The organism is Nocardiopsis sp. FIRDI 009, from assembly GCF_003386285.1.
Classification (GTDB): Bacteria; Actinomycetota; Actinomycetes; order Streptosporangiales; family Streptosporangiaceae; genus Nocardiopsis.
On sequence record NZ_QPNC01000032.1, the window covers coordinates 1 to 23,091 of the forward strand.

21 protein-coding genes and 2 pseudogenes are annotated in these 23,091 nt (G+C 72.2%); 10 read left to right on the forward strand and 13 right to left on the reverse strand.

What is annotated here, in order from left to right; translation table 11 throughout:
• Positions 1–305: 305 nt before the first annotated feature.
• Positions 306–1,091: an IclR family transcriptional regulator gene (locus DVR05_RS23160; RefSeq protein ID WP_198659311.1), complete on the reverse strand. Its 786-nt coding sequence runs from the start codon at positions 1,089–1,091 to the stop codon at positions 306–308.
• 132 nt (positions 1,092–1,223) lie between these two features.
• Here DVR05_RS23160 and DVR05_RS23165 point away from each other — a divergent pair, with 132 nt between their 5' ends.
• Both DVR05_RS23165 and DVR05_RS23170 read left to right on the forward strand, forming a co-directional pair.
• Entirely contained in the window at positions 1,224–1,541 is a 318-nt protein-coding gene (locus DVR05_RS23165) for a bifunctional 3-phenylpropionate/cinnamic acid dioxygenase ferredoxin subunit (protein WP_116248024.1), read from the forward strand.
• Positions 1,538–2,719 carry an NAD(P)/FAD-dependent oxidoreductase gene (locus DVR05_RS23170; RefSeq protein WP_116248025.1) on the forward strand — a complete coding sequence of 394 codons (1,182 nt, stop codon included), beginning with the start codon at positions 1,538–1,540 and terminating at the stop codon, positions 2,717–2,719. The genes DVR05_RS23165 and DVR05_RS23170 overlap by 4 nt, the downstream gene beginning before the upstream one ends.
• A gap of 206 nt (positions 2,720–2,925) precedes the next feature.
• Here the strand turns inward: DVR05_RS23170 and DVR05_RS27600 are convergent.
• Positions 2,926–3,123, reverse strand: a pseudogene (locus DVR05_RS27600) (multiprotein-bridging factor 1 family protein); the annotation flags it as partial.
• A gap of 267 nt (positions 3,124–3,390) precedes the next feature.
• On the opposite strand from DVR05_RS27600, the gene DVR05_RS23180 reads away from it, so the two are divergent.
• Positions 3,391–3,585, forward strand: coding sequence for a hypothetical protein (locus DVR05_RS23180; RefSeq protein ID WP_157982515.1), 195 nt, complete (start codon positions 3,391–3,393; stop codon positions 3,583–3,585).
• Between the two features lie 333 nt (positions 3,586–3,918).
• Here DVR05_RS23180 and DVR05_RS23190 read toward each other — a convergent pair whose 3' ends face one another.
• The 3 genes from DVR05_RS23190 to DVR05_RS23200 all read right to left on the reverse strand — a co-directional run bounded on the left by DVR05_RS23190 (position 3,919) and on the right by DVR05_RS23200 (position 6,976).
• Complete coding sequence (locus DVR05_RS23190; RefSeq protein ID WP_116248027.1) at positions 3,919–4,413, reverse strand: MerR family transcriptional regulator; 495 nt, start codon at positions 4,411–4,413, stop codon at positions 3,919–3,921.
• A gap of 10 nt (positions 4,414–4,423) precedes the next feature.
• On the reverse strand, positions 4,424–5,296 hold the full coding sequence (locus tag DVR05_RS23195) for an SDR family NAD(P)-dependent oxidoreductase (protein ID WP_116248028.1): 873 nt from the start codon (positions 5,294–5,296) through the stop codon (positions 4,424–4,426).
• A 183-nt stretch (positions 5,297–5,479) separates the two neighbouring features.
• Positions 5,480–6,976 carry a CYTH and CHAD domain-containing protein gene (locus DVR05_RS23200; protein ID WP_116248029.1) on the reverse strand — a complete coding sequence of 499 codons (1,497 nt, stop codon included), beginning with the start codon at positions 6,974–6,976 and terminating at the stop codon, positions 5,480–5,482.
• 325 nt (positions 6,977–7,301) lie between these two features.
• Between DVR05_RS23200 and DVR05_RS23205 the strand changes: the two genes are divergently transcribed.
• A complete protein-coding gene (locus tag DVR05_RS23205) occupies positions 7,302–7,619 on the forward strand; it encodes a nuclear transport factor 2 family protein (protein ID WP_116248030.1) in 318 nt (105 codons plus the stop codon).
• Positions 7,620–7,655: 36 nt separating this feature from the next.
• Here DVR05_RS23205 and DVR05_RS23210 read toward each other — a convergent pair whose 3' ends face one another.
• Positions 7,656–8,237 carry a TetR/AcrR family transcriptional regulator gene (locus DVR05_RS23210; protein WP_116248031.1) on the reverse strand — a complete coding sequence of 194 codons (582 nt, stop codon included), beginning with the start codon at positions 8,235–8,237 and terminating at the stop codon, positions 7,656–7,658.
• A gap of 69 nt (positions 8,238–8,306) precedes the next feature.
• Here DVR05_RS23210 and DVR05_RS23215 point away from each other — a divergent pair, with 69 nt between their 5' ends.
• From DVR05_RS23215 to DVR05_RS23230, 4 genes are all read left to right on the forward strand, one after another.
• A complete protein-coding gene (locus tag DVR05_RS23215; protein ID WP_116248032.1) occupies positions 8,307–9,680 on the forward strand; it encodes an MFS transporter in 1,374 nt (457 codons plus the stop codon).
• Positions 9,681–9,838: 158 nt separating this feature from the next.
• On the forward strand, positions 9,839–12,199 hold the full coding sequence (locus DVR05_RS23220) for a hypothetical protein (RefSeq protein ID WP_116248033.1): 2,361 nt from the start codon (positions 9,839–9,841) through the stop codon (positions 12,197–12,199).
• A gap of 66 nt (positions 12,200–12,265) precedes the next feature.
• Positions 12,266–12,844: a suppressor of fused domain protein gene (locus DVR05_RS23225; RefSeq protein ID WP_116248034.1), complete on the forward strand. Its 579-nt coding sequence runs from the start codon at positions 12,266–12,268 to the stop codon at positions 12,842–12,844.
• A 253-nt stretch (positions 12,845–13,097) separates the two neighbouring features.
• Positions 13,098–14,453, forward strand: a complete 1,356-nt coding sequence (locus tag DVR05_RS23230; RefSeq protein ID WP_116248035.1) for an NAD-binding protein — start codon at positions 13,098–13,100, stop codon at positions 14,451–14,453.
• Between the two features lie 33 nt (positions 14,454–14,486).
• Here the strand turns inward: DVR05_RS23230 and DVR05_RS27605 are convergent.
• The 4 genes and pseudogenes from DVR05_RS27605 to DVR05_RS23250 form a co-directional block, all read right to left on the reverse strand.
• Positions 14,487–15,083, reverse strand: a pseudogene (locus DVR05_RS27605) (DUF2306 domain-containing protein); the annotation flags it as partial.
• 127 nt (positions 15,084–15,210) lie between these two features.
• A complete protein-coding gene (locus DVR05_RS23240) occupies positions 15,211–15,897 on the reverse strand; it encodes a response regulator transcription factor (RefSeq protein ID WP_116248036.1) in 687 nt (228 codons plus the stop codon).
• Entirely contained in the window at positions 15,894–17,039 is a 1,146-nt protein-coding gene (locus DVR05_RS23245; RefSeq protein ID WP_116248085.1) for a sensor histidine kinase, read from the reverse strand. The genes DVR05_RS23240 and DVR05_RS23245 overlap by 4 nt, the downstream gene beginning before the upstream one ends.
• A 374-nt stretch (positions 17,040–17,413) precedes the next feature.
• A complete protein-coding gene (locus DVR05_RS23250; RefSeq protein WP_198659313.1) occupies positions 17,414–17,617 on the reverse strand; it encodes a zinc ribbon domain-containing protein in 204 nt (67 codons plus the stop codon).
• A 190-nt stretch (positions 17,618–17,807) separates the two neighbouring features.
• On the opposite strand from DVR05_RS23250, the gene DVR05_RS23255 reads away from it, so the two are divergent.
• The gene (locus tag DVR05_RS23255) at positions 17,808–18,068 is read left to right on the forward strand and encodes a Prokaryotic metallothionein (protein ID WP_116248037.1); all 261 of its coding nucleotides are present in this window, start codon (positions 17,808–17,810) and stop codon (positions 18,066–18,068) included.
• A gap of 32 nt (positions 18,069–18,100) precedes the next feature.
• On the opposite strand, the gene DVR05_RS23260 is transcribed toward DVR05_RS23255, so the two are convergent.
• Positions 18,101–19,864 (reverse strand): TIGR03767 family metallophosphoesterase, encoded by a 1,764-nt coding sequence (locus DVR05_RS23260; protein ID WP_116248038.1) that lies wholly within the window; start codon positions 19,862–19,864, stop codon positions 18,101–18,103.
• A gap of 441 nt (positions 19,865–20,305) precedes the next feature.
• On the opposite strand from DVR05_RS23260, the gene DVR05_RS23265 reads away from it, so the two are divergent.
• A complete protein-coding gene (locus DVR05_RS23265; RefSeq protein WP_116248039.1) occupies positions 20,306–20,557 on the forward strand; it encodes a hypothetical protein in 252 nt (83 codons plus the stop codon).
• Positions 20,558–20,597: 40 nt separating this feature from the next.
• Here the strand turns inward: DVR05_RS23265 and DVR05_RS23270 are convergent, their stop codons facing one another.
• Both DVR05_RS23270 and eat read right to left on the reverse strand, forming a co-directional pair.
• On the reverse strand, positions 20,598–21,368 hold the full coding sequence (locus tag DVR05_RS23270; protein WP_116248040.1) for a FadR/GntR family transcriptional regulator: 771 nt from the start codon (positions 21,366–21,368) through the stop codon (positions 20,598–20,600).
• A 156-nt stretch (positions 21,369–21,524) separates the two neighbouring features.
• Positions 21,525–23,006: an ethanolamine permease gene (gene eat / locus DVR05_RS23275; RefSeq protein WP_116248041.1), complete on the reverse strand. Its 1,482-nt coding sequence runs from the start codon at positions 23,004–23,006 to the stop codon at positions 21,525–21,527.
• Positions 23,007–23,091: the final 85 nt, after the last annotated feature.

The window sequence follows — 23,091 nt, forward strand, 5'->3', positions numbered from 1 at the left end:
GGGTGTCACGCTGGCGCTCCAGCTCGGCGTCGACCGCCGCCGACACCTCCGGGTCCAGCTCGCCCAGGGTCCGGTCGAGGACCGGGACACCGGGTGCGGTGGAAACCAACGAGCACTCCCTTCTTTTGTTGCTTTATGCGCAACGAATTCCGTGATGCACAACGCGATGTGGATCACAGTGAGGGCTACTCGCGGGTCTGTCAAGACCCTGAAGGGTTAGTTCGTGCGACTTGATCGTCGGTTAATAATTGATTGATATATCAGTAACCGCGCACGGCAACCGGAGTACGGTCGCCGTCGCGCCGTCAGCGACCCATGTAGGCCATCCGGTCCGACAGCTCACGCGCCCCCCGGCGCAGTTCCTCCACGACCTCGGGGATGCGCTTCCTCGACAGCCGGTACGCCGGACCGGAGGCGCTGATCGCCGCGATCACGTCCCCGCCGGACCCGAACACCGGCACGGCGATCGCGTGCAAGCCCGGCTCCAGCTCCTCGAAGGAGGTGGCGTACCCGTCCTCGGCCACCCCCTTGAGGACCTCCCCCAGCTCCTGCGGGTCCGTGATCGTGCGCGCCGTGTAGGACACGAGCCCCCCGGCGAGCAGCTCGTCCAGCTCGCCCGGGGGCATGAAGGCCAACAGCGCCTTGCCGCTGGCCGTCGCGTGCGACGGGGTGCGCTGGCCGATCCAGTTCTGCGCCGCCACGGCCGAGGTGCCCAGCGCCTGACTGACGTTGATCGCGTTCGCCGAGTCGAGTACCGCGACGTTCACCGTCTCGCCGAGGCGGCCGGCCAGTTCCTCGCACACCGGATTGCCGACCTGGACTATGTCGAGCTGACCGGCGACGGCACCGGCGAACCGCAGCATGCCGATGCCGATGCTGAACCTGCCGCGCTCCCCGTGCTGTTCCACGAGCTGTCTCGCCTGGAGGGTGTAGACCAGCCGTGACACGGTGGACTTGTGCACCCCCAGCTCGGCGGCGATCTCCGTGACCCCCCTCTCCCCGCGTGCGAGGAGCTCCAGGATGGTGATCGCCCGGTCCACTGACTGGACCAGTGTCGGCTCGCGTTCTCCCGTGGTTTCTTTGTTGCTCATAGTGCAACTATAACCGATATGCGCAACTCTTCGAAAATTCGCCCCGACACTCCTTGACTACGCGCCGATCACGCTTTCATCATTGTGTTGCGTATCGAACAAGTAGTTTCGTATAGCGCAACGGAGGGTGTGATGATCCCAGCATGTGCCGTGGCGGACCTGCCCGAGGGCGAGGCGGTCCGCATCCCCGGCGAGGTCCCGATCGCGGTCTTCAACGTCGACGGCGAGATCTACGCCATCGACGACACGTGCAGCCACCAGGACGCCTCACTCTCCGAGGGGTGGCTCGAAGGATGCCTCATCGAGTGCCCGCTCCACGCCGCGAGCTTCGACCTGCGCACGGGCATGCCCACCGGAGCTCCGGCCAAGAAGCCGGTCCGCACCCACTCGGTCGTGATCCAGGACGGCGTGATCTACGTGGTCCCGCAGAACCAGGAGGCAGTCGTATGAGAACCGTTGCTGTCGTCGGGGCCTCGTTGGCGGGGCTGCGCGCGGTCGAGGAACTCAGGTCGCAGGGCTTCGACGGCCGGATCACGGTCATCGGGGACGAGCCGTACCAGCCCTACGACCGCCCGCCGCTGTCGAAGGGCTACCTCGCGGGCACCCGCACGCCGGAGAGCCTGCGGCTGGCCGACCAGTCCGACACGGACGACCTGGCCGCGGAGTGGCGGCTCGGGGTTCGCGCCGACTCCCTCGACCCCCTCACCCGGTCGATCCGGCTGTCCGACGGGGAGGAGATCACCGCGGACGGCGTCGTCATCGCCACCGGCGGCCGGGCCCGCCCGCTCCCCGGTTCGGAGGGCCTGTCCGGGGTGCACACCGTGCGGACGCTCGACGACGCGGCGGCGCTGAGCGCCGACCTGGAGAACAGCTCGACGGGGGTGGTGGTGATCGGCGCGGGCTGGATCGGCTCCGAGGTCGCCTCGACCTGCCACGCGCTCGGGCGTCCGGTGACCGTCGTCGAGGCGAGCCCGACCCCGCTCGCGCGCGTCCTCGGCCCGGACATGGGCTCGGTCTGCGCGGCGCTGCACACCGACCACGGCGTGGCCCTGCGCACCGGTGTGGGTGTCCGCTCCCTGACCTCGTCGGGTTTCGGCCCCTGGAAGCGCGTCACCGGCGTTGACCTCGCCGACGGCACGCACCTGCCCGCGGACGTGGTCGTGGTCGGCATCGGCATGCTGCCCAACACCGAGTGGCTCGCCGGGTCCGGGATCCCGGTCCAGGACGGTGTGCTCTGCGACGCGGGATGCGTCACCGCGTTCCCCTCCGTCGTCGCGGTGGGCGACGTCGCCCGCTACCACGGCCCCGGCGGGCCGGTCCGGCACGAGCACTGGACCAACGCCTCCGAGCAACCCGTCACCGCCGTGCGCAACCTCCTGGCGGGCACGACGATCGAGGAGTACCGGCCGTCCGGCTACTTCTGGTCCGACCAGTACGGGACCCGGTTGCAGGTCGCCGGACACCCCGCGGACGCCGACGAGGTCGCCGTCGTCGACGGGTCGCCGAACGACCGCCGGTTCGTCGCCGAGTACCGCCGCCGGGGAGCGACGGTGGGCGTGCTCGCGATGAACAACCCCAAGCTCTTCGGCCGCCTGCGTCGACAGCTGCGCGACCGCGCGGCCGTGTGACCGCGCGGGGTCGGTCCCGCCGACCCCGCCGAACCGGATCTGCCCGTGCCCCGAGCTTCCTCGTCTCCAAGCAGACCCGGCACCACCGTGATCTCGAACTCCCTTACGGGGATCGCTCGGGGTTCAGCATGGACACGCTCACCCATCCATTCGGGGTAGGCCCTCTTCCCGGAGAGTCGGAGCCAGAGCTGGAACAGGCCCCCGTCGGCCTGCACGAGTTTGTCCAGCTCCGCTGCCATTGCCTTGCTTGGCCAGTGTGTCCCCTGCTCGAACCCGCATACCAGCCCGTTCGAGCAGGTCACCTGCTTCGCCAGCCATGACTGTGTCTTGCCCGCCTGGTTGCGAAACTTCCGCAGCTCGATCCCCCACTGCAACGCATGCGGCCTGACCTTGCGTTTCGCCATCTTTCACCAGCCTCACCACGGAAAACACCATTGAATATCCCTGTCGCCTGATGATCGCGCCCTGTTCAGGGTCCTAGGTTTTCCCGGCGTCCTCTTGAATCCTGGTCACAGTTGATGGTTCTCCGGATCTGCGGATATATCACCAACTTCACCATGCATTTCAAACAAAGGGGACATTATGACTCCGCAGGAGGCGGCCAAGGCGCTCTGCCTTGAGCTGGACAAAACGACCTCACACCACTCCCTCGCAAGGGAATGTTGATCGAGGTGCACAAGGGAGACCAGAGCCAGACGGTGCTCCTGCGCGAGATCGGCGAGGGCCTGCACTGGTACCGGGTGTGGGACTCCTACCGCACCGACACCGAAAAGCACGAGTACGACCGCGCGCTGCCCGTCGGTCAGGAGCCCGAGTTCGCCCGGCGCATCTCCGGAGTCCTCTCCATCCCGAAGGTGGATCTGTGATGAGCGCGGTCAACCACACCCCCGCCACGTCGGCGAGGTCGCTCCCGAGACCGGTGAGGCGCTCGCCGCCTTCGAGGGCGTCGCCCAGTTGGGTCCCGGCCGGATCCTGTGCTCGGCGGTCGGCCTCCTCCACCCGTCGGAGCGCGGCACCCTCTTCCGCTGTCCCAGAGGCGCGGTCGTGGTGCGCAACGGACAGATGATCACCTTCACGAAGCTGGAACACGGTGACCTGCCGAAGACCCACGTGCAACGCCCGCATCCCCCTGAAACCGCGTCCGCCCCCGGCGGTGAAGCCGGGGGCGGACCTCGCGTGCGGAAGAGCGGACGTCGGCGTCAGGACGTCGTCGGATCGGGGGACGGGACGTCCGGGCCGGTCGAACCGCCGTAGGTGGCGATCTTGTACTCGGTCGCCGTGAGGGAGAGGGTCAGCTCACGAATCCGACGGCGGATGGTGTCGCGGTGTTCGATCAGCATGTCGAGCCGCTCGGGCACCGTCTCCTTTCCGGCATCGACGAGCGAGACGTAGTGCTGTAGGTCGCGCATCGGCATGCCGGACAGCCGCATCCGGGTGAGGAACACCAGGCGCCGCATCGCCTCGGTGTCGTAGACGCGATGACCGCTGCCGTCGCGGGCCACCGCGACCAGCCCGGCCCGCTCGTAGTAGCGCAGCGTGTGCGGTGAGACGTCGAGCAGGTCAGCGGCCTCGGTGATCGTCACCGACTCGGGTATGTCGGCCAGGTCGACGAGGCGGTGGATCGCCTCGACCGACGGTGGATCGTCGTCCGCGAGCGTTTCGAGCGCCCTGCTCATCAGGTCGTCGGTGGCCATGACGACCAGCCTAGACCGGCCGGGCCGACGCCGGTACGCCCTCGAAGTCGGCGCCGCGCGCGATCTCGGCCCACCGCCCGACCTCCTCCAGCCCACGCCGGTAGGCACCCGAGACACGCTCGACCGCCTCCCGGCCGAGCGGCAGCCGCAACGGCACCTCGTCACCGTGGACGAGGGACACGATGATCTCGGCCGCCCGGGCCGGGTCGCCTTCCTGGGCTCCGTCGGCCCCGGCCATGTCCGCGCGAACGGCGGCGAGCAGGTCGCGGTAGGTCTGGGACACCTCGGCGAACTCAAGCGTGCCGGAGGCGTTGAAGTCGGTCCGGAACCGACTGGGCTCGACGATCAGCACGCGGATCCCGAACGGCGCGACCTCCCCGGCCAGTGCCTCCGACCAGCCTTCGAGGGCGAACTTCGACGCGGAGTAGGCCGCGACGCCGGGGAACGACATCCGTCCGCCCTGGCTGCTCATCTGCACGATCGTCCCGGTGCTCCGCGCGCGCATCGCGGGCAGCGCCGCGCGGACGAGCGCTGCGGGGCCGAACAGGTGCAGATCCATCAGTTCCCGCAACCGCGCATCGCTGACCTCCTCGACCGCGCCGACCATGCCCCGACCCGCGTTGTTGACCAGCACGTCGAGCTGACCGAAGCGGTCGAGGGCGGCCCGCACGAGGTCCGCGGCCGCGGTGACGTCCCGGGCGTCGAACCCCGCGACCAGGCAGCGGTCGGGGTACTCGGCCGCCAGGTCGGCTACGCTCTCGGGGCGGCGCACCGCCGCCACCACATGATCGCCCGCCGCGAGCGCCGACTCCGCCAGTGCGCGTCCGAAACCGCGGGACGCGCCGGTGATGATCCAGGTCTGTGCCTGTGTCCGTGTCGTCATGGCGGCGACGCTAGGACTTCGAGCGCGCTCGAACGCAAACCGGGCTGACGCGAACCGGGCGGGGCTCCCCCGAGGCCGGTGCGGCCCTCACCGTCTTCGAGGGGATCGCCCCGCCGCACCGGCGTCGCCGACCTCCGCGACGGCGCCCGGACCCGTCGGCGGTTCACCGTGGGCGGTCGTTCCTCAGGCGAGGGGGTGGCGCGGGTCGGGACCCGAACTCCACACCCGCGCGGCCTCGTCGATGAGTGTCCGCCCCCTGACCACCTCGGCCCCGGCCACGGCGCCAAGCGTGACCAGGACCCCGTCGTCGTGGTCGCCCGCCTCGACCAGGGTCGGCGCGTGCTCGTCGAGGTAGGTCCGCAGGGCCACGCCGTCCTGGTGCTCGCCGAGCACATCCTGCAGGCGCGAGGCCCACGTGCGCACGCGCTTGGCGCGTTTGCCCAGGACGGGTGCGGCGAGCGTGGCGGCGTAGCGGGTGCGTTTGGCCGCCTTGCGGACGTCGTGCCAGGCGGTCAGGCGCGTGTCGGCGTCCTCGGCGGCCACCGCGCGGTCGTGGGCGGACGACATCCGGCGGCAGGCTCCGAGGAGGTCCTCGGTCAGGACGGGGCGCGCCTTGCGGTGGGCCGCCTCGGTCAGCGGCGGGTCGGTGCGCAGGCGGTCCAGGGTCTCCAGCAGTGCGAAGTAGCGCTGACCCGACAGCTCCTCGGCGATCCGCTCCATCTCGGTGGCGCGGTGGTCGTCGATGGCGCGCAGCCAGGTGCCGGTGAGCCGGTGCCCCGCGGCGTGTTCGGGGAGGTCGCCGAGCCACCGTCGACACCGCTCCCGGAGGACCTCCAGGTCCCGTGCCAGGCCCAGCACGCCCGCCAGACGGCGGAGTTCGTCGGCGACCGGTCGGGTGGACCCGCGTTCCAGGACGGAGGGGAACACCTGGAGCACGGCGCGGATCCGGCGGGTGGCCACCCGCATCTGGTGCACGGCGTCGGGTTCGTCCAGGCGGACCCTGGGGTCGTGGGCGAGCAGGTGCTCGACCTGGTCCCACAGGTAGGCCAGGACCACGTCACCGGCGGTGTCGCCCCCGGGCCGGGGCACGGGCGGGGGAACGCGGTCGCCGAGCACGGTGAGGAGTTTGCTGCCGGTCGCGGAGGGGGCGGCTCCGGCCGAGGTCAGGCGTCGGCCGATGTCGTGTTGGAGTTCCCGGCCGCCCGAGGCGAGTTCGATCTCGACCTCCCGCCAGGCGGTGGTGGTGGTCGCCTCGCCGGTGACCGTGTCGTCGGCGACCAGGGCGAGGGGCTCGCCCGAGGTGTCGCGCAGTTCGTACTCGGCGCGCCGGGTGCCGATCCGGGCGATCGGGCGCAGGGGCTCTCCCCGGGCCGCCCCGGCCGCGAGCCGGGCCAGCTCGGCGGGGACGGTGTCGGTGTCCCGCCCCAGCGGGGCGTGGAACTCGCGTTTGGCGTCCGCGCCCCAGGGGATCTTCAGGTGCCACCCGGCGTCGGTCCCGCCGGTGCGTCGGCGCAGGGTGACGCGGCGCGCGGCCAGACGCAGGTCGTCGGTGTCGTAGTAGGTGGCGTCCAGTTCGTGGGACCGCTCCGCTATCCCGCCGGGCGCGAGGTCGGTCAGGTCCGGCAGTCGCGCGTCCGTGTCGACGGCGTAGGTGGTCTCGATCTCGATGTGGTCGGGCACCGGCGGTTCACCTCCGGCGGTGTGCCCCGACCCCCGTGGGGCCGGGGCGGGTGGTGGGTCCTCGTTTCCTACGGTTTACCCGCGCGGCACCGGGAGGAAAGGTGTCGTGGCGGGGTCCGGCCCCGGCTCCCGGGGGCGCGGGGCGGGGCGGGACGCCGGAGCGTCGCGGCGCACGCCCACCGCCAAGGGCCGGGAACGGAACGGCAAGGACTCGGCGGGGGACCGCGGTGTTTCCCACAAACCGGGGTGGGGCCCGGGGTAGGAAGGCGTGGTACCGACGCCCGTCCGGCCACGGCGACGGGCCCGACACGAGAGGCACACCGCCATGCCCCACCCCGACGTCACCGACCGGGCCGTGCGCGATCTGATAGAGGCGATCAACGCGGGCGACCGGGAGGCCTTCGCCGATGCGCTCACCCCCGACGCCACGATGTCCGACGACGGGTCGGAGCGCGATCTGTTCCCGTGGGCCGAGAAGGAGATCTTCTCCGCCAACGGCCGCATCGACGTCGTCTCCGCGAGTGACGAGGGGCGGTCGCTGGTCGCCGACTACCGCAACGACACCTGGGGGTCCATGCGGACCCGCTGGCGGTTCACGGTGACCAACGGGAAGGTCTCCAGGTTCGACACCGGCCAGGCGTGATCCGGCGTCGGGGTGCGGGCGTCGGCGGAGCGCCCCTCACTCCGACCACTCCGCCGTCAGCCGCGCCACGTAGTCGTCGACCACCTCTTCGGCGTGCGCCCGGGTGACGCTCCCGGCCATGAGCAGTGATCCGAGTCCGTGGGCCAGAGCCATGACCTCGGTGGCGATCCGCCCCGCCCGCGCGGCGTCCACCCGCGCCTCGGCGCCGACGATCCCGGCGAGGTGGTCGGCGAGTGCCCGCAGGTGGTCGCGGTAGGCGGCCGCGGCGGCGTCGGGCCTGGTGATCGCCAGCAGTTCGAGGCAGACGCCGATCCGGTGGAACGCGCGGGCGTCCTCGTCGGTGGGCAGCGCCTCGTCGAAGAACGCCCGGACCGCCGCCGGCCCGCCCCCCTGCGGCGCCGCCGTCCGCTCCCGCCAGCGCCACAGACTCCGCTCCGCGAGGCGGTCGAGCGCCGCCGTCAACAGCCGTTCCTTGGACTCCCCGTAGTACTGCACCAGGCGCAGGGACACCCCCGCCTCCGCCGCGACCGCGCGCATGGTGACCGCGTGCAGGCCCTCCCGGCCGAGCAGACGCTCCACGGCGTCCAGGATCTGCTCACGGCGTTGCGACTCCGACACCCCGTCCTCCCTCCGACACTGCGATGATACGCTCGTATCAAGTTGATACACGCGTATCAAGGAGGCCGTGTGGCGACCGCTCCCCGAACGCTCGCGCTGTGGGTCGCGTGTGTGGCCCAACTCCTGGTCGTGCTGGACGTCTCCGTGGTCAACGTGGCCCTTCCCTCGATCCAGGCCGACCTCGCGACGGGCCCGACGCGGACCACCTGGGTGGCGCTCGCCTACGGGCTCGGCTTCGCCGGCGCCCTCCTGGTCGGCGCGCGGCTGGCCGACGTCCTCGGCACCGGTCCGGTCCTGGCGTGGGGGATCGGCGCGTTCACACTGGCCGGTACCGCGGGCGGGCTCGCCACCGACGGAACGGTGCTCGTCGGCGCGCGGGCCGCCCAGGGGCTCTGCGCGGCCGTCGTCTCACCGGCGACCCTCACTCTGCTCACCACCACGCACCCGGAGGGCCCGACCCGCACCCGCGCCCTCGCGGTGTGGACGGCGGTCAGCCTGGCCGGAGGGGGCCTCGGCACCATCCTCGGCGGAGCCCTCACCGAACTGGTCTCCTGGCGCGCGGTGCTGCTGGTCAACCTGCCCGTCGGCGCCGCCGTCCTCGCCGGGGCACTCCTCCTGCGCCGGCACGCGCCCACCGCGCCCGGACGGGGGCGGCTCGACCTGGTCGGCGCGGTCCTGGCGACCGGTGGTTTCACCTGCGCGACCTACGCGCTGTCCGCCGCGGGCACGCCCGCGACCGCCGCGAGCGCCGGTTGGTGCGCCGCCGCGAGCGCCGTGCTGTTCCTCCTGCTCGGCGCCCAGCAGCGCCGGGCCCCGCACCGGTTGGTGCCTCCGGGTCTGCTGCGCAACCGACTCGTGGTGCGCGGGAACGTCGCCACCGCGTTGACCGCCGCCTGTTTCCAGGCGGGGTTGTGGTACTTCCTCACCTACCGGATGCAGGGAGCGATGGGGCTCACCCCGATGCGGGCGGGCCTCGGATTCCTGCCGCTGACGCTGACCGTGCTCGTGGTCAACACCTGGGTCACCCCGCGCCTGATGGCGCGCGTCCCGTCCCGTGCCCTCGTCGCGCTCGGCGCCGCGACCGCCTCCGCCGGACTCCTCTGGCAGGCGTTCGCGATCGGGGAGGGCTACGTGCTCACCCTGCTCGGGCCGAGCGTGGTGATCGGCGTCGGGGGCGGGCTGCTCAACACCCCGCTGGCCACGGTGGTGACCGCCGGGGTGCCCGCGCACGAGGCCGGCGCGGCCTCCGGGCTGATGAACACCGCCAAACAGTTCGGCGGAGCCCTGGGCCTGGCCGCCGCCTCCGCCGCGACCGCGCTCGCCGGCACCGACCGGGCCGCCTTCCTGCTGATGGGCGGGCTGGTCGGCACGGTCGCCCTGCTCGCGGCCGGACTCCCCCGCCGGTGTGACCGGCGGGGGTCCGACACCCCCGCCCACGGCTGACGGCCCGGGTTCCAACACTGTCAACCGCGGCACACTCCGCTCGCGCCGTCACGGCGGCGGTGGGACCGTGGAGGGGTGGCGACTCCGTCTCAGGATCGTGCACGGCGCCGGAATCCCCACGTCCCGCGGATCCGCGGCCGTGCTGGGGGATGCGTCACATGGACGGTACGAAGATCGTGCTCTGGGTTCTCGGCGGCGGCACCGCCGTCGCGGTCGTGGTCGCGGCGTCGACCCTGCGGGCCGCTCCCGCGCCGTTCGTCCTGTTCGTCCCCGTCCTCGCGGCGGCGGTGCTCATCTGGCGCTGCCGGAGGGAGATCGGGGAGGAGCTCGGCGCCCCCGCCCTGCTGGGGGCCGTAGCGGCTCTCCCCCTCTTCTCCGCGGTCACGGCTCTGGCGATCCTCGACCTGGTCGGCACGCGGTGCTGCGCACCGGTCCCCGGTGCGGTGACCGCGGTTCCCGGTCCCCCGTGCCTGTGCGGGTTCCTCGGCGGGGACTGGTTCCGCTGGTCGCTGGAGGCCATGTTTCCCGTCCTCGCCGGAGATCCACGCCTCCCCCGTCTGGCCGTCCTCCTCGTGCTCAACGCCGTCGTCCTGACGTCCTCGTTCTTCTTCCTCCGGGGGATGGCGCACGTCTTCGGCCAACGCGGCCTGCGCCTGTCCGCCCTGGCGATGGGCGCGACCGCCCTCATCTGGGCGGCGTGGAGCCGTTTCCCCGAGGGCCTCGACCAGCTCCCCGACTGGCCCGATCCGATCCGCGGAGGTTGGACCGCCGCGCTCCTGGTCCTGCTCGCCGGCGGTTACCTGTGGCTGGAGACCACCGCGGTCAGGCACGAACCCAGCGTGCAGGTCTCCGAGCCCAGGGAACAGGACGACGAGGCGACCAGGAGACTCAACCGCGAACTGAGGCTGAGGCTTCCCGGGATCGAGGTGCTCGCGCCCGCGTGGAAGCCCGGAGCGCCGCCGGGGCAGGCCGTCGCCGCCCTGGTCGAGAACAGTGACCTCCCGGGGGCCGGGGTCGCGTCCGCGCTCATGCGGGTCCTCGGTCTCGTCCTTCCGGTCCCCCCGTCCTACGGCGTCCGGGTCCGGGCCGACGGACCGGAGGGAAACGACCCCGAGGAGTCCGGGTACGTGTCGGCCACCGTCGAGATCCACGACCGCGTCTCCGGCAGGAGCCTGCACCAGATCACACTGCCCCCGCTCCGTTCGGACCTGGCGGCCGTTCGTGCGGCCGGATTCGTCGCGACCCGCGTGTTCGCGGAGGACCCGCTGATACCGGACTGGGCGAAGGGGACCTACCAGGGGGAGGATCTGGCCGCGTACCTGCTGGTCAAGGAACTCCCGAGACTCGACAGGAGATACTGGGAGCGGCGTTCCACCGACCTTCACGAAGACTATGACGCCTTCCACGGCATACAGCGGGAGCGCATCAGGATTCTCCGGCGCGTGGCGTACTCCCGACGCGTCTCAGGGATAGTGCGCTATGAACTGGCCTCGCTCTACGAACAGGACGGAAAGCATGTCAAGGCGCTGCGCCTGCACGCCCTCAACCGCGCCCACTACTCGTCCGAGAGCGGCCGGAACAAGATCTTCCAGAGAAGCCGCTACCGCATGGTCGTCCTGCTGAAGATGATCGCCAACCACAGGTTCGCGGACGTGTGGAGCGCGGCGGACCCGCAGGACCGACGCGACGTCTTCCACGCCCTGCGGCTCGCCGGGCTCCTGCCCGACGGCCTCCGGGAGGAGGGGTTCGTCTCACCCAGTGGGGGTGACGACGGTCTCCGAAGCACGCGCCTGGTCCTGCTCCGCGTGGCCGAGGCGGAGACCGGGGCGATGGCGGAACACTTCTCCCGGAGCAGGCTGGTCTGCGAGAACATCAGGTGGCGCGGAAAGAATCCCTACAGCGTCCTGCCCCCTGGGGCCGCCTCCCAGGAATCCCCCTGGCGGAGATGGGAGTACTACGATCTCGGACTCCGCCTGCTGCGCAGCAGTATCGAGAGCAGGATCGTGTCGGCGGGCGGAACCCCCCGACCGGAGCTTCCCGGCCGGAGGAGGAAGCGGCCCGCCCGAGGGGTGAGGGACGTCGACGCGTTCAGGAGGGCCAACCCCGGGTGGGGGACATGGGCGCTCACCTACAACAAGGCGTCCCTGATCGCCACCCAGCGGGTGGAGTCGAAGACCCCCTCCAGCGAGGAGGAGAGGGAGGAGGTGGCGAGATCCGTGGATGATGTCATCGCGACGCTCCGCGAGGCGCTGAACCCCTCGGTGTGCGAACACTACCGCCCCTCCGAACTCATGGCCTGCGATCCGGACCTGGAGTGCATGCAGGGCGAACCGCGGTTCATCTCCCTTCTCCGGGAACAGTACGACCGCGACTGGCAGGTCAAGCCCCACTTCCGCGACTCCCTCGGCCAAAGGTTGGCCGCACGCCCGACGCGGCCGTCCCACCGGCGTCTCCCGGGCGGGAACCGGATCCCCCCGCCCGCCTCCGGAACGCGTGAGGGGGGCGGGTCCCGCGTATGAGGGGCCAGCGGACGGCCTCGGCGACAGCCGTCCCGCCGCCCCGCCGCGGTCTGGGAGGATGGCCCGATGAGCGATACGGGTCCGTCGGCCGCGGAGGCCGTCGAGGTACACGTCCGGGGGTTCTTCACGGGGCACCCCGTGGAGGCCGTCGACCACACCCCCGGTCTCCGAGGGCGGAAGGCCGTTCCCGACCGGCGCGTTCTCGTCGTGGGGCCCGGTCCGCGCGGCGACTGCTGGACCTACGTGACCGCCGGGTGCTGCGCGCCGGCGGAGGAGGACGGCCGCGGACGCGAGTTCGTCATGACCGCGCACGTCCGTGACCAGCGGTTCATCGAACTCATGGCGATGGTCGCCGGCTACCACCTCGAAGGGCGTCGGCTCGACGTGGAACACAGCGTCCCGATCGGCGAACCGTGGGTGCCGGGTTCGACCTGTGACCACCTGCTGATCAGCCTGCCCTACCTCCACGGCCCCGGGCTCGAACACTGCCCGGTGCCCGGGGGACACGCCCGCGTCCTGTGGGCCCTGCCCGTGACCGCCGCCGAGATCGAGTTCCGCCGGCGTCACGGGCACGAGGCGCTGGAACGGCTCTTCGACGAGGCGGAGATCATCCCCACCGATCCGTTCCGGGCGTCGGTCGCCTGACCCCCGAACCGACCGCCGACGACACCGGTCTCTACACTGGGGTCCAGACAGCGGCTTCGTCCCGATCCGTCGGAGATCCGCCGTCGTCTCCCCCCGTCCGGTCACGGCGCGATGCTCGCGCCACCCGGGTGCGATGACCACGAATCCCGCTCCGGGCCCACGCGCGCTCCCACACCCGCCGCGCCTCCCGACCGGGATCATCCGATCACCACGACACCGGTGGGTCAGTCCCCCACCAGAGATGAACCGGCCCATGAGTCAAGCACCCGCTCCCGTCCGGCACCGCTCGTTCGTCATCATCGGTGACACCAACCTGGCACGCGGGGTGTGCGCGTCGCTTCGGGAGGAGACGCACGCCGTCCGGCATCTCGTCCAGCCCAGGGACGAGGAGCTGCGCGCGGTGATGTCGACACCCCACGACGCCGTGGCGGTGCTGCTGCACGACGACGCCGCCGCGCTGCGGTACGCGCTGGCGGTCGCGCACATGTCCCCCGACATCCGGATCGTCGTCACCATCTTCGACCGGACCGTGGCCGACGAAGTGCTCCGGCTGCTCCCGCAGTGCCACGTGACCTCCCCCGCCGACCTGGTGGCTCCCGCCCTGGCCGGACCGTGCGCGGACCCCGGCATCGTCGCGCTGTACGACGACGGCGCCCGTGCGCGGGCGGTCCGGGTGGCCGACGGAGACCCGCCGCGTGCCGAGGAGTGGACGCGCGGACGCACGGGATGGCGGGCGTGGTGGGGCCGGTTGGCGGGACAGTTGCGCTCCTACGACCCGGGCACCCGTCTCATGCTCGGGGGCCTGACCGGAATCGTCGCGTCACTGTTCCTCGACTGGTTGTGGCTGCTCAGCCTCGGTCATCCGCCCGCCGAGGCCCTCTTCCACGCCGCGCGCGTGGTCGCCGCGGTCGGACCGGCGACCGCGGCGGAGCGCTCGACCGCCTACCAGCTGGTCTCCGGCGCTCTCATGCTCGGCACGATCGTGTTCACCGCCATGTTCACCGCGGGTCTCGTCGAGCGGATGCTCGGCCCCCGCCTCGTCGGTCTGATCGGATCCCGTACCGTCCCCCGGTTCGGGCACGTGATCGTCGTCGGCGTCGGTCAGGTCGGGCTCCGGCTCTGCTGCGAACTGCGCCGACTGGGCGTCCCCGTCGTCGGCGTGGAACGGGACCCGCACGCACCGAACGTACGTCTCGCCCGCTCCCTGGGCATTCCGGTGGTGGCCGGACACGGCGGTGACCGGACCGTCCTCGAAAGGCTCCACCTCCGCCGCGCCCGGGCCCTGGCCGCCGTCGGCTCCGACGACCTGGACAACATCGCCGTCTCCATCGCCGCCCAGGGTGTGTCCCCCGGAACGAGGGTCGTCCTGCGCGCGGGTGAGCACGAGGCGATCGCCGAGACCCGCTCGCTCCTGCCCCTGGGCACCATCCGCGACGTGACCAGCCTGTCCTCCGCCTACGTGCTGGAGCGGCTCCTCGGCGGCCGAGCCACCGGCGTCATCGCGCACGGGCACGAGGTGTTCGTGCGTCTGCCCGACGGCGCCTTCACGCCCTGGCCGCTGGCCGCGCGCCGGGGGTGCGAGCACGTGGACACCGCGATTCCCGTCTGACCGCCACCCGTGCCCCCGGCGGATGACCCATTCGGCCACGGCGAGGTTGATCACCCAGCCCGCGCCCATGAGCAGCGCGTGCGTGAGTTCGCCAGGGTCGCCGAGGAACAGGACCCAGGGCAGGTGGGTGAACACCTGCGTGCCCGCGCCCTGGCCGATCGCGTACCCGCGGATCATCCAGGCCCGGTGCCGGGCGATGTCACGCCGCCGTACCGCGACGAGGGCGAGGACGAGGGACAGCGCCATGACCGCGCCGAACACGAGCCGCTGGGCGGTGAGGAAGGCGCCGTCGGCCACTTCGGGGAGGTCGTAGAACACGGTCATCCACAGCCCCGACAGCGCCGCGACGACCCCCAGCGGAACCAGCAGCCGCCCGGCGGCACGGTGCCAGCCGATCCACCGGCGGCGCAGCCCGGGGGTGAACTGGACGGCCCCCAGCAGGCAGTACACGCTGGCGCTGACGATGTGCGCCACGACGGGCACGGGATCGGTGAGGAAGCGGGCGTTGTCCGGTGTGGGCTCGGCGCCACCGGCCAGCTCGCCCAGCCGGAAGGCGCCGGCGAGCACCGGAACGGCGCTGAGCGCGAGCAGGGCGACGAGTACGGTCCAGCCCGTTCTGGAGCGGGTCACGGCGAGTCCCTTCGGTCGGCCGGCGGCGGCATGGCTCCACCGTGGCGGCCGAGGGGGAGGCGGCGCATCGGGACTCGGGCCCGAACCGGGTCGGTCGAAAGTGCGAGGGGCGGGCCCTACCTCCGGGTCACCCCCGGGCGGTTCCGTCGCGGCCGGAGCGGTTCCTCACCCGCCTGGTCTCGTAGGCCCATATCGCGATCTCGACCCGGTTGCGGGCCCCGAGCTTGGCCATGAGGCTGGCGACGTGGGTCTTGACCGTGCTGAGCGAGATGTGGCACTCGGCGGCGATCTCGCCGTTGGTCCGCCCCCGGGCGACGGCGGCGAGGATCTGCTCCTCCCGGCCGGTGAGCGGTTCGACGGGCTGGACCGGCGGCTCGGCCGGCCCGGAGTCGGCGAAGGCGTCGAGCAGCCGCGCGGTGACGCTCGGCGCGATGAGGGCGTCGCCCTGGGCGGCGGCGCGCACGGCCCGGGTGAGCAGATCGGCTCCGGCGTCCTTGAGAAGGAACCCCCGTGCCCCCGCCCGGAGGGCGGCGTAGACGTGGTCGTCGAGGTCGAAGACGGTGATGACGACGACGGCGAGGGGGTTCTCGACGTCCGGCCCGGCGAGGGCTCGGGTGGCCTCGACGCCGTCGACCCCGGGCATGCGGATGTCGAACAGGCACACGTCGGGCCGCAGGCGCCGCGCGAGCTCGACGGCCTCCGCGCCGTCGGCGGCCTGGCCGACGACGGAGATACCGGGCTGGGCGTCCAGGATCATCGCCAGGCCGGTGCGGACGATCTCCTGGTCGTCGGCGACGATCACCCGAATGCTCATGCCGCCGTCCCGGTCCGGGGCAGCACGGCGGTCACGGTCCAGCCCCGGTCGGGGCCGGGGGCGGCCTCGCAGGCGCCGCCGAGCAGGGCGGCCCGTTCGGTCATGCCCACGATCCCGTATCCCGGAGCCGCCGTGGGACGGGGGAAACCGGTCTCTCCGTCATCGCTCACCCGCAGGAGCACCGACGTGGCGTCGGCGGTGACGCGGACCTCGATCCGGGTCGCGCGGCGGGCGTGCCGCCGGGCGTTGGTGACCGCCTCCCGGGCCATGCGGAAGATCGCCGCCGCGACGGGCGGGGGGAGGTCGTCGACGGCACCGGTGATCCCCACGTCGACGGCCGGTCCCGCCCCTTCGCGACCGGCGAGCCGCCGGAGGTCGCCGATCCGCGGTCCGGGCCCCAGGTCCGCGGGTTCGCCCCAGCGCAGGGCCCGGACCACGGCACGCATCTCGGCCAGGGCTCGGGATGCCTCGGCGTCGATCACTCTGAGCGCCTCGGCCGCGGCGCCCGGTCGGGACTCCGCCACCGCCAGGCCCGCCTGGGCGCGGATCGCCATCGCCGAGACGTGGTGGGCGACCGTGTCGTGCAGGTCCCGGGCCAGCCGCTCGCGTTCGAGCATCCTGACCCGGTCGAGCTCGCGCACCCGTGCCCCGGACCGGAAGCGGACCGCCGCGGCCAGCGCACCGACCGAGAACAGCACGGCGAACCCGCCGACGAGGTCGGCCAGGCCGGAGGCGGAACCGTCGAGGGCGATCCGGACGGCGGAGCCGACGAGCACGACCGCCGCACCGGCCACGATCTCGCGTCCAGAGCCCCACCGCACCAGGGAGTACGGCAGGAGCAGGAAGCACACCGTCGTGTACATCGGCGCGAACTCGCCGTCCGTCACCAGCAGGAGCGGTCCGGGGACGCCGGAGGCGAGCGCGAGCGCCGCCAGCGGCCGGGTGCGGCGCCACAGCAGCGTGGACGCCAGCCCGGCGACGACCGCCGTCCACAGGAACCGCCACGGCAGATCGGGGCGCACGGCCCCTTCGAGGACCGCGACCAGGACGAGCGCTCCCACGAGTGCCCAATCCCGCCACGTCCGCGGCGGTGGGTCGAAGGGGCGGGGCTCGTTCCACACGGACCTGAGGAGGGTGTCCACGGACAGCATGCTACGAGAGCGGGGCCCGCGCGCGGATCGGCCGGAGGGAGGAGAGACGCGCGGTGGGGGTGCGGACGGGCCGCTGACTGGCTGGCGCCGGAATTGACGTCCTCCCCGGGGTGAACCCCAGGGATTCCCACAGCCTCGCGGCCGTGAGGCGCACCGCGCCCACGGCGTCCGCTGGTTCCCGCTTCGCTGGGTTCCGCCAACCCCGAGGGACCGGTCCTACGTTCCCTCCCTCCCCTGCTGTGCACCGCCTCGCAAGCTCGGCGTGATCCGCACAGCGGGGCCCGGCGTCTCAGCTCTCCGCCTCCCGCGCTCCGGCGGGTTTCCGTCCAGCGGCGAGCACGACACGGGACGCGTCGACGTCCCGATCATGGACGGTTCCGCCCCCCGCACACGGCCACGGTGCGCACGTGCAACGGTTCGGGCCCATCGACCATCCGGCACTCCGAGCAGGTCCGCGGGGAGGTCAGGAACCGGTCGACCTCGGCGAAGGCGCGCCCGTACCGCTTGGCTTCGTACTCCGGCACGCGCACGAACGCCGACCACCCCGCATCGTGCACGCTCTTGGCCAACCGGGTACGCCCGCCCCGGCCGACGAGCGGAGGGGCGGATCCGATGCGCCTCCGGCGTGAACGCCGGAGCACTCTCGGGTAGGACAGGTAGCAGCAGCGGCCGGTCCCGCCGGCCGGCGGCCGGAGAGGACGCACGGCCGTGTCGGGACCGGGCCCTGAGTCCACACACCCCGACAGGGGGGATGTTCCCATGGCTGTCTGCGACACCTGCCACAACGACTACTGGATGTCGTTCGACGTCGAGACGATCAACGGGGAGCGGTACACCTTCGACTGCTTCGAGTGCGCCATCCAGCGGCTCGCCCCGGTGTGCGAGAAGTGCTCCTCGCGGATCATCGGTCACGGGGTCGAGGTGGAGGGGCGGTTCTTCTGTAGCGCCCACTGCGCCCGGGAGGGGGCGACCTCGGACCTGGCCCAGCGGATCTGCGACTCGGTCGGGGCCCACCCGTAAGGCTCCGCGGGACGCCCCGGGCGCCCCGTCCCTCAGCGGGCGGGGTTGCGGGCGGCGACCAGGAGTTCGACGTTGCGGTCGCGCGGGCCGCCGTAGCCCGCCGGATCGGCGTACAGGTCGTTGACCGACAGCTCCCGGTAGAGCGAGGCGAGCCCGTCGGCGGAGAAGTCGCCGTGGTCCGCCCGGTAGGGGCTGTCCGCCTCCAGCAGGGTCGTGAACAGCGACATCGTCCCGTCCTCGTTGTCCACGATCTCGATCGCCCGCGCCATCTGCGGGTGGTCGATGTGCGAGGCGGTGTTGATCTCCCAGAAGCCGCGCTCGGCGGTGCGGTGGGTGTGCGCCTGGATCCGGTTGTGGTGCGTGTGCCCGTTCACCCAGGCCAGCACGTTCGGGTAGCGCTTGAGCATGTGCACGAGGATGTCACCGGTCAGCCGCAGGTCGCCCGGACGGCGGCTGTCGGGGAGGATGTTGCCCATCGTGCCGCTGGTGTGGTGGGAGAAGAGGACGAACAGCTCGTCGGTCACCTGCTGGGTGCGCCGCCGCCCCCAGAAGTCGTAGTAGACGGAGCTGGCGGAGCGCAGGGTCCGCTCCAGCCAGTCGAACTGGTGCTTGCCGATCGACCCGTCCGCCAGTCCGGCCAGCGTGGTGGTGTCCATGCTGACTCCGGTCACGCCGTCGGCGATCCGGAAGGTGTAGAAGCAGTCCACCCCGTCGACGTTGTCGTCGGTGAAGCCGTGTCCGACGGGCCCGGGGCCGGTGTTGGCCCCGTCCAGGTGCGCGGCGACGAACGCCCGCGTGTCGAAGGGGGCGCGCCGGTCGTCGGGGGTGACGGTGGAGGTCACGGCGGCGGTGGAGACGGTGTCGTCGGGCGATTCCACCTCCTCGGGGACGTTGCCGAGCTCGTCCTCGTTGGTCATCGCCTCGGCGGCCCGGTCGCGCACCTCGTCGTCGGCGAACATGATCTTGCGGTCGCCCAGGTAGACCTCGTCCATCGAACCGGCGGGCAGGGTGCCCGCCGGGGTGTCGTCGTGGTTGCCGATGGTGCAGTACCAGGGCACATCCAGGCCCGGGCTCTCGAACGGGGCGACGGCGGCGGCCAGGAACCCGGGGATGGTGGGGAAGCCGCCCCGGGCCTTGTACCGGTCGGCGAGGTCGCTGTCGGGTTGCCAGTACAGTTCGCTGCCGCAGTTCTGCACGCCCTCGTACCGGGCGGGGTCTCCGGTGTTGGGGGTGAGGGTGCCGCCGTTGAGGACGGTCATGAGCCATTCCAGCTCGACGGTCTCGTGGTTGTCGGTGTTGTCCCCGGTGGTGACCATGAAGTCGAACGGGCGTCCGGTCACGGGCCCGACCCGCACCGAGTTGACCCGTTTGACCAGGGCGGACGCGCCGAGCGCCGACAGTGCCTCCTGGGGGCGGTGGGCGCTGGAGCCGATCACGGGGTGGGTGTACTCGAACCGGACCGGGCTCTGGGCGTCCATGATGTGCAGGTCGGTGAACTGGACGAACGCGGCGAGGGCGGTGCGCCGGTCGTCACGGCCCGCCCGGGCGGGGACCAGGTCCTCGCGGACCTCGATCGGCCATCCGGGCCCGGCGGTGAGCAGCCGGTAACCCTCGCCGACGGGGGTGGCGACCTGGGCGAGGGTGGTGCCGTCGGGTCGGGCGACCCGGGACATGGTCTGGCGGAGGAGCCGGTCGTGCGCGGCGGCGGAGGCGGGTGCGGCGGACAGTCCGAGGGCGGCGGCGCCGAGTCCCGCCGTGGTGGTCGTGAGGAATCCGCGCCGGTTGAGGGGGGTCATGGGTGTGCGACGTCCTTTCGACCCCGGCCGGGGGTGGCCGGTGGGGGTGGGGCGTCGTCATTGAAGACCGGCGACGCGGCCGGGGGCAACGGGGGTGCGGGGGACGGTTTCCCACCCGGCGGTAGGCAACCGGGGCGGCCCAGGGTACAGTGGCGGGTTTCGCTCCGGCCGCCAGGCGGCGCGCGACCAACGCGTCACACACAGTGATCGTTCGATGTCCGACCAAGCGTCGTCGGCGCTTCCGGTCGCGTTCGCCGGAGCGTGGTGAAGCCGTCACAAAGGTGAGCGGATTTCATGTTTGGCCGGATCCGGCCAATTTCTCCCGAATCCGCGCGCGGGCTCCCCCACTCCCATCCGAGGGCGCTCCCGGCGCCCGCGCGGCCGAGGCCGCCCGCGCGGCCGTTCTCGTCCCCGACCTCGTGACCGGAGGCCCTTGCGTCCGTGATCGTCGGCGAGATCGTCCTCGTCCTCCCGCGCCTCGGGATCGCCACCGTCCTGACGGCGGGTTTCCCCGTCCTGGGCCACCCCCACGACATCAGGCCGGAGAAGTTCGCGGGGGAGGTGGAGCACCGCGCCCCGGAACCGCGGCGGCCCGACCACCCGGCGTACCCCGCCTACCGGGCGGAGTGGGCCTGGAGGGACGTCGGCGGAACCGTCCGCCCTCTGGTGTCGACGTTCGGCGCCGCGCCCTGAACCGCCGTGCGGGCCCCTCCCCCAACCGGGCCCGGCCGGCTCAGGCCAGGAAACCGCGCAGCAGCGCCTCACTGCCCTCCAGGTGCTCGTCCACCGCCAGCCGGGCCGCCTCGGGATCGCGGGCGCGGACCGCGTCGACGATCGCGCGGTGCTGGGCGCCGCTGTGCTCCAGGTTCTTCACGAGCATCGGCATGGCGTCGAGCAGGCCGTTCAGGCGCATCCGGGCGTCGGTCAGCGCCGAGCACAGCGAGCGCGACCCGGTCAGCTCGGCCAGCGTGAGGTGGAAGACCGTGTCGAGCCTGCGGTAGTCCTCCACGGCGGCCCCGTCCACGGCGGCCAGCCGCTCGGACAACAGCGCGTCCTGCTCGGGGGTGAGCCCGCGCTCGGCCAGCAGCACGGCGGCCCCGACCTCCAGGGCGCGCCGCAGGATGAAGAGGTCGTCCAGATCGCCGCCCATGTCGGCGAGCACCCGGCGGGCCTCGGCACGGCTGGGGCGCGGGGGCACGTAGGTGACGAAGGTGCCTCCGGAGCGGCCCCGCCGCGACTCGACGTACCCGGCCTCCTGGAGGGCGCGGATCGCCTCGCGCAGGGTGATCCGGCTGACGCCCAACCGCGTGGCCAGGTCGCGTTCGGCCGGGAAGCGCTCGCCCCGGGCGACCACGCCGAGCTTGATCGCCGACAGCAGGCGTTCGACCGTCTCCTCGAAGGCGTTGCCCGCCTGGACGGGACGGAACACGGCGTCGACCGCGGGTTCCGCCGGGAGCGTGCCGGTGTCGGCCCCCGCCCCGTTGGCGGTCCCGGTGTCGGCCATACGGCCCCTCCTCGTCGCGTCCGGTCCTCGTGTTCGATCTCGTACACCCAGGGTACGGCCGCCGCGCCGGACCCCCGTCCGGCGCGGCGGCCGCAACACCCCGTCACCCCTTCGACGCACGGTCGGCCGCCGGGGCTCCCCCGTCGGCCGATCCGACTAGTGCAGTTCCGACTCGGCCTCCTCGATCAGGGCGAACTCCTCCTCCGGTGCGTTGGCCACCAGCCGGTGCCGTGAGTAGAACCAGAAGTAGGCGAGGAAGGCGAGCAGGATGACGGCGGTGATGGCCGCCCCCACCATGTCGACGAAGAACGTCGCCACCACCGCGCACACGGCCAGGACCAGGGCGATCCCGGTGGTGACGGTGCCGCCGGGGGTCCGGTAGGGGCGCGGCAGGTCCGGCTCGCGACGGCGCAGCACGATGTGCGAGACCATCATGAGCACGTAGGACACGGCCGCGCCGAACACCGCGATGTTGATCAGCAGGTCCCCGTTGGCCACGGTGGCGGCGAGCAGGAACCCGATCGTTCCGGGGACGACGAGCGCCGCGTAGGGGGTGCGGCGGCGGCCGGTCACCGACAGGAACCGGGGCAGGTAACCGGCCCGGGACAGGGCGAACAGCTGCCGGGAGTAGGCGAAGATGATCGAGAAGAACGAGGCGACCAGTCCGGCCAGACCGACGTAGTTGACGAAGTCGGCCAGGACGGTGTCGCCGCCGTAGGCCTCGCGCAGCGCCTCGGGCAGCGGGTTGCCGGACTCGGCGAGCACGGCCGCCCCGGCGCCGCCGGGGGCCAGCACCAGCATGAGCGCGGCGGTCACCAGGAGCACGGACATCGCGGCGATGATGCCCCGGGGCATGTCCCGCTTGGGTTCGCGGGCCTCCTCGGCGGCGAGGGGGACGCCCTCGACCGCCAGGAAGAACCAGATGCCGAAGACGAACGCGCCGAGGATCCCGGCGTACCCGTAGGGCAGGAAGGCGCTGGCCCCGACCGCGTCCGTGGGCGCGATGTCGAACAGGTTGGCCACCTCGAACCGGGGGACCATGCCCACCGCGAAGACCACGAGGGCGACCACGGCGACGCCGGTGATGGCGAACATCAGCCGCAGCGCCTCGCCCACGCCCCACACGTGCACACCCACGAACAGCAGGTAGCAGACCAGGTAGACCGGCCAGGCGTTGGTGACGCCGAACAGTCCGAGCGCCTCCACGTAGCCGCCGATGAACACGGCGATCGCGGCCGGGGCGATGGCGTACTCGATGAGGATGGCGGTGCCGGTGGCGAACCCGCCGAGGGGGCCCAGCGCGCGCCGGGCGAACCCGTAGCCCGCCCCGGCGGTGGGCAGCGCGGAGGCCAGTTCGGCCAGGCCGAAGACCATGCACAGGTACATGGTCCCCATCAGGAGGGTGGCGATGAGGAGTCCGCCCCAGCCGCCCTCGGCCAGGCCGAAGTTCCATCCGGCGAAGTCGCCGGAGATGACGTAGGCGACGCCCAGGCCGGCGAGCAGGACCCATCCGGCCGCGCCCCGCCTGAGCTGTCGCTTGCGGAGGTAGTCGTCGCTGGCGCGGGAGTAGTCGGCTCCCTGCACGTGGACGCGGCCGTCGGCCGGTCCGTGGGGGTTCGCGTGGTCGGCGTCTGTCATGGGCTTCCTTCGATCGGTCAACCAGCCCCACCGGTCGCCCCCGACCAGACCCGGGGGACAAAGGTCTATGGTCGGTCCTTTTGAT

Excerpts from the sequence above, each read along its gene's own strand:
- DVR05_RS23190 (WP_116248027.1), bottom strand. The coding sequence starts at position 4,413 with ATGGCCACCGACGACCTGATGAGCAGGGCGCTCGAAACGCTCGCGGAC.
- DVR05_RS23195 (WP_116248028.1), bottom strand. The coding sequence starts at position 5,296 with ATGACGACACGGACACAGGCACAGACCTGGATCATCACCGGCGCGTCC.
- DVR05_RS23240 (WP_116248036.1), bottom strand. The coding sequence starts at position 15,897 with ATGAGCATTCGGGTGATCGTCGCCGACGACCAGGAGATCGTCCGCACC.
- DVR05_RS23260 (WP_116248038.1), bottom strand. The coding sequence starts at position 19,864 with ATGACCCCCCTCAACCGGCGCGGATTCCTCACGACCACCACGGCGGGA.
- DVR05_RS23230 (WP_116248035.1), top strand. The coding sequence starts at position 13,098 with ATGAGTCAAGCACCCGCTCCCGTCCGGCACCGCTCGTTCGTCATCATC.
- DVR05_RS23205 (WP_116248030.1), top strand. The coding sequence starts at position 7,302 with ATGCCCCACCCCGACGTCACCGACCGGGCCGTGCGCGATCTGATAGAG.
- DVR05_RS23165 (WP_116248024.1), top strand. The coding sequence starts at position 1,224 with ATGATCCCAGCATGTGCCGTGGCGGACCTGCCCGAGGGCGAGGCGGTC.
- eat (WP_116248041.1), bottom strand. The coding sequence starts at position 23,006 with ATGACAGACGCCGACCACGCGAACCCCCACGGACCGGCCGACGGCCGC.
- DVR05_RS23160 (WP_198659311.1), bottom strand. The coding sequence starts at position 1,091 with ATGAGCAACAAAGAAACCACGGGAGAACGCGAGCCGACACTGGTCCAG.
- DVR05_RS23170 (WP_116248025.1), top strand. The coding sequence starts at position 1,538 with ATGAGAACCGTTGCTGTCGTCGGGGCCTCGTTGGCGGGGCTGCGCGCG.
- DVR05_RS23255 (WP_116248037.1), top strand. The coding sequence starts at position 17,808 with ATGGCTGTCTGCGACACCTGCCACAACGACTACTGGATGTCGTTCGAC.
- DVR05_RS23220 (WP_116248033.1), top strand. The coding sequence starts at position 9,839 with ATGGACGGTACGAAGATCGTGCTCTGGGTTCTCGGCGGCGGCACCGCC.
- DVR05_RS23270 (WP_116248040.1), bottom strand. The coding sequence starts at position 21,368 with ATGGCCGACACCGGGACCGCCAACGGGGCGGGGGCCGACACCGGCACG.
- DVR05_RS23225 (WP_116248034.1), top strand. The coding sequence starts at position 12,266 with ATGAGCGATACGGGTCCGTCGGCCGCGGAGGCCGTCGAGGTACACGTC.